We start from the raw sequence: 4,990 nt of genomic DNA, 5'->3' as shown, positions 1-4,990 counted from the left end.
CCACCCACCCGGCGATCTTGCAGTTCGTGTCCGGGCGAAGCGGGGCAAAGGCCGTGCGGGGCGGGCCCCAAGTGCAAGATCGGCGGATCGGGGCGGGGGGTCAGGCCGCAGCGGGGAGGGCCGGCTCGGCGGCGACCAGGGCTCCGCACCAGGTCGTACGCGGCGATCGGCTCGCGCACCCGTCCGCCTCGACGTGCTCGTCGTAGAAGCGGGGGGCCACCTCGTCCAGCCCAACCGGCGCAGTCCCTTGCCGTACCGGCGGTTGGGCAGCGAGGAGGTCATCTCCAGCGCCGCCAGATGTCCCAGGAGGGGCCCATTGAGCCGCCGGTGCAGGCCGAACAGTGAGATGAGGTTGTCCGTCGCCAGGGTCACCGCGGGCACCCGGTCCAGGTGGGCGGCGTACCCGGAGTCGAGGCCCAGGCGGTCCATGGTGCGGCGGAACAGCTCGGCGTGCATCCGGGATCAGTTGGCCCGCGGAGGCCCGCCCCACCACCCGGTGGGGAGTCGCTCACCCAACAGGCGAGCATCCACAACACCGACCGGAGACCCGGTGAACGTTAGTGGACACCGCACTAGACGACGTCCTCGACCTCCACGCTCATCTGGGCCTCGAGCGTCTGCTCGCGGACCCGCCGGGCGGCGTCGCCGTCGGCGAACACCCCACGCAGGTCGGCCAGCGCGGGCTCCGGCGGATTCAGCGACACGGCGGGGTCGACCACCGCCTCCAGCACGCTGGGCCGGTCCGCGGCGAGCACCTCGTCCCAGGCCGGGCCGACCAGGTCCGGCCGGTCGACCCGGACGCCGTGCAGGCCGAGCAGCCGGGCCCAACCGGCGTACGGCACGTCCGGTCGCCGGTCAGCCAGCTCCCCGGTCGGCCGCCGCCCGCCGCCCATCCCCGAGTGGTCCCGGTTGTTCAGCACCAGGACCACCAGCCGCGGGTCCCGCCACTCCCGCCAGTGGTGCGCCACGGTGATCAGTTCGGCCAACCCGTTGAGCTGCATCGCGCCGTCGCCGAGCAGGGCGATCACCGGCTCGTCCGGGCGGGCCAGCTTGGCGGCCACCGCGTACGGCAGGGCGCAACCCACCGAGCCGAGCGTCCCGCAGAGGTGGGCGCGGACGCCCGGGGGCAGTTGCAGGTGCCGGGCATACCAGTAGAGGACCGACCCGACGTCGACGGCGACCGAGCCGGTCCGGGGCACCCGGGTGGCGAGCTCGTGCAGTACGAGCTGCGGGTTGACCGGCTCGGCCGGGGCGGCGGCCCGCTCGGCGGCGGCCTGTCGCCAGCGGTCCACCGAGCCCTCGACGACCCCCCGCCACTGCTCGTTGGGCCGGTCGGCGACCCGGCCCAGCAACGCGCTCAGCGTGTCGCCGGCGCCGCCGACCAGCGGGACGTCCACCGGATACCGGGCGCCGATCCGCCGCCCGTCGATGTCGATCTGGATGGTCCGCACCTGTCCCGGCATCGGCAGGTAGTCCGTCCACGGGTCGTTCGTGCCGACCAGCAGCAGGGTGTCGCAGCCTCCCATCAGCTGGGCGCGGCGGTGGTGCCGACCTCGCCGAGCACCCCGGTGTGGAACGGCAGCCGCTCGTCCAGCACCGGCTTGCCGAGCAGCGAGGTGGCCACCCCGGCGCCGAGCCGGTCGGCCAGCGCCACTATCTGGTCGGCGGCGCCGTGCCCGCCCTGACCGACCAGGATCGCCACCCGCCGGCTGCCGGACAGCAGCGCCGCGGCGGCGTCCAGGTCGGCGTCGTGCGGCAGCACCCGGGCCAGCGGCTCCCCCGGGGTCGCCGTCAGCACGCCCGCGGTCTGCGGCAGCAGGTCCGGCACCACGGCCACCTGCAGCGCGCGCGGCAGCACCACGCAGGTCGGGCTGCGGGTGGCGGCGGCGGTACGGAACGCCTGGTCGAGAAGGGCGGGCACCTGTTCGGGCGTCCGCCCGTACCGGACGAACTGGTTGCAGACGTCGCCGAAGAGCCGGCTCAGCCCGATCTCCTCGTGCGCGCCGCCGAGCGGGCCGGTGACGTCCTCGCCCACGATCGCCACCACCGGCTTGCTGTCCAGCTTGGCGTCGTAGAGGCCATTGAGCAGGTGCACCGCGCTCGGCCCCTGGGTGGCCAGGCAGACCCCGATGTCCCCGGTGAACTTGGCGTGGCCGGTCGCCATGAAGGCGGCGGTCTCCTCGTGCCGGGCCGGGATGAACTCCGGGTCCCCGCCGGCGCGGTCCAGCGCCGCCACCAGCGGGGCGATCGGCTCCCCCGGGCAACCGAAGGCGCGGGGGACCCGCCAGGCACGCAGCCGTTCCACCACCAGGTCGGCGACCGTCCGGTCAGCCATTGCCCCGCCCAGGGGTGCCGGCGTCGACGTAGCGCAGCACCGCGCCGACGCCGTCGGTGAGCTCCGGCGCTTCCTCCGGCGCCAGCACGGTCAGCTCGGCGTCGGTGCCGACCAGCGCCCGGAGCAGGGCGGCGTCGGCGCGGACCCGTTGCGGGTCGGCCACCGACATGTCCAGCAGCTGCGCGGGGTCGGTGGCGATCTCCGTCGGTTCCGGGCCGATCCAGAGTTTGCCGTTGGCGGAGGGGTCGTCGACGATCAGCATCGTGTCGACCTGGTTGCGTTGCAGCGCGGAGACCACCGCGTCCAGGCCCGCGCCGACGTCCTCCTGCACGCCGAACCGGTCCAGCGCGGTGGTGATCCGCTGGTCGGCGACCTCGGCGATGGTCTGCACGGTGAGGTCGTCCATCCGCATCGGGTCGGCGCCGTCGGTCCGGGAGCCGGCGTCGGTGCGGACCAGCACGTCCTGCCAGCGTTCGGGCATCTGGGCGGCGATCATGCCGGTGGCTCGGATGTCGCCGGCGACCACCACCACGTCGGCGCCCACCTTCTCGGCCAGCTGCACGGTGGCCGCGACGGCATCCCCGGCGTTGTGGTGCCAGGCCTCCATCGCCGCCCGTTGGTAGCGGGACTGGGACCAGCCGCCGGGGTTGACCCGGCGCAGTTGGAAGTTCTCCCGACCCTTGACGTGCGCCTTGCGGGGCACTCCGCCGGCGCTGACCGCGATGGCGTCCGCGCCGCTGCGGTCGGCGAGCACCCGCACCCAGGCGACCTGCTCACCGCGTTGGGCGACCAGCGGCATGGTGTGCGGCAGGGTGGCGAAGCTGGCCAGGTCCCGCAGCGGCGGCGCGGACAGGTACTCGGATAGCACCACCCGCCCGCCGGTGGCGAAGACGGCCAGCCCGTAGTCCCCCGCCATCGGGTCGTGCCCACGGACCACCCGCTCGACCGCGTCGATGGTCGCCGGGTCGGCTCCCTGCTCCAGCAGTCGGCCCTTGAGGGCCCGCCAGCGCAGGTCCAACGCGGGACGGGAGTCGTGGGTGTCCCGGGAGGCGTCCAGGTAGACCGAGCACCACGGCCCGGGACGGTTGTAGAGCGGGCGCAGGAAGGACAGCTGCATGCTCGACCCCTTTCCAGCTCGGCCGCACGCATACCCGCGCGGCCCCGGATGTCACCTGACGGCCCCCGCGTGACCGTCGTTCATTCATGTCGTTCAACCCGGGGAGCCGATACCATGAGTGAACGAAACGGGACTCTCGGTGGTGATCATGGATAATGACCTCCACATCCGGCGCGCGGTCCATCCCGCGGAGCGGATCGTCACCGGGCGGGTGGTCCGGTTGCTGGAGGGCTACCCCCGCGAGGTGCGGGTGGGCCAGCCGGTGCTGGTGGCGGTGCTCACCGCGGCGGGCGTGATGGGGCTGCTGATGCTGCTGGTGCGGTCGCTGCTGAGCAGCGGCGGCGGGGGCGCGCGGCGCAGCTTCAAGGAGTTGAAGAAGGGGCCCGAGTTTCTGGTGACCCCGCTGCGGCTGCGCGACGGCGCGGACCGGCTGCTGGAGGTGGAACTGCACGGGCATCTGCCGCAGAGCGCCCTGCACCCCGCGGACCACGTGCAGCTCACCCTGCGCCCGCAGCGCGACCCGGACCTGCCACCGCGGATCGAACGGATCGTCAACCTGACCACCGGCCAGCTGCTCACCCCGCGTACCGCCACGGTCTGGTCCCACCTCGGTCCGCCGCTGCTGCTCCAGGCGGCGCTCGGCGCGCTGCTGCTGGTCGGGGTCGCCGCCTGGTCGGCGCTCGGCTGAGGTTTCCGCCCGGCCGGTCGGGGGCACCGGTGCGGCCATGTTCACCGGATTCACCCTCGAGGAGATCGACGTCGGCCCGGTGCGGCTGCGGGTCCGGCACGGCGGATCGGGGTCGCCGGTGGTGCTGCTGCACGGGCACCCGCGTACCCACACCACCTGGCACCGGGTCGCCCCGCTGCTGGCCGACCGGCACACCGTGATCTGCCCGGACCTGCGGGGTTACGGCGGCTCGTCGAAGCCACCGAGCGACCGGGCGCACACCACGTACGCCAAGCGGGCCATGGCCGCGGACGTGGTGGGGCTGCTCGACGCGCTCGGCCACGACCGGGCGGCGGTGGTCGGCCATGACCGGGGCGCGTACGTGGCGATGCGGACGGCGCTGGACCACCCGGTCCGGGTGTCGCGGCTCGGGGTGCTCGACGGGGTGCCGATCGGTGAGGCGCTGGCCCGCTGCGACGCCCGGTTCGCGGCCCGCTGGTGGCACTGGTTCTTCCTCGGCCAGCTCGACAAGCCCGCCGAGCGGGTGATCAACGCCGATCCGGACGCCTGGTACGGCGGCTCGCCCGCGGCGATGGGCGAGGAGGCGTACGCCGACTACCGTCGGGCCATCCACGACCCGGCCACGGTGCACGCGATGTGCGAGGACTACCGGGCCGGCCTGGGACCGGACCGAGCGGCGGACGACGCGGACCGGGCGGCCGGCCGGCGGATCGTTTGCCCGGTGCTGTTTGTGTGGTCCGAGCGGGACGACATGGTCGACCTCTACGGCGACCCGGCGGCGATCTGGCGGGACTGGGCCGACGACGTCCGCGCCGCGTCGGTGGACTCCGGGCACCACATGGCCGAGGAG

General features: G+C 74.1%; 5 protein-coding genes. 2 read left to right on the top strand and 3 right to left on the bottom strand.

The annotated features are described in order from the left end of the window. From JNW87_RS41840 to JNW87_RS34685, 3 genes are all read right to left on the bottom strand, one after another. Window positions 1-456, bottom strand: a 456-nt coding sequence (locus tag JNW87_RS41840; protein ID WP_238455146.1) for an iron-containing redox enzyme family protein, incomplete at its 3' end; no start/stop codon positions are given. Between the two features lie 116 nt (window positions 457-572). After that, complete coding sequence (locus tag JNW87_RS41835) at window positions 573-2,264, bottom strand: thiamine pyrophosphate-dependent enzyme (protein WP_375373584.1); 1,692 nt, start codon at window positions 2,262-2,264, stop codon at window positions 573-575. Between the two features lie 63 nt (window positions 2,265-2,327). After that, window positions 2,328-3,452 carry a Vms1/Ankzf1 family peptidyl-tRNA hydrolase gene (locus JNW87_RS34685; RefSeq protein WP_109802495.1) on the bottom strand — a complete coding sequence of 375 codons (1,125 nt, stop codon included), beginning with the start codon at window positions 3,450-3,452 and terminating at the stop codon, window positions 2,328-2,330. A 139-nt stretch (window positions 3,453-3,591) separates the two neighbouring features. Between JNW87_RS34685 and JNW87_RS34680 the strand changes: the two genes are divergently transcribed. Further along, entirely contained in the window at window positions 3,592-4,140 is a 549-nt protein-coding gene (locus JNW87_RS34680; protein ID WP_201749706.1) for a hypothetical protein, read from the top strand. A 37-nt stretch (window positions 4,141-4,177) separates the two neighbouring features. Further along, window positions 4,178-4,990: alpha/beta fold hydrolase (locus JNW87_RS34675; RefSeq protein ID WP_238455145.1), on the top strand; the 813-nt coding region annotated here is incomplete at its 3' end.

Source organism: Micromonospora sp. ATA51, assembly GCF_016802855.1.
In the GTDB taxonomy this organism is placed as follows: domain Bacteria; phylum Actinomycetota; class Actinomycetes; order Mycobacteriales; family Micromonosporaceae; genus Micromonospora; species Micromonospora sicca.
This window is presented reverse-complemented; position numbering and strand designations above follow the sequence as displayed.

Coding starts and splice junctions, on each gene's coding strand:
- JNW87_RS34685 (WP_109802495.1), bottom strand. CDS start 3,452: ATGCAGCTGTCCTTCCTGCGCCCGCTCTACAACCGTCCCGGGCCGTGG.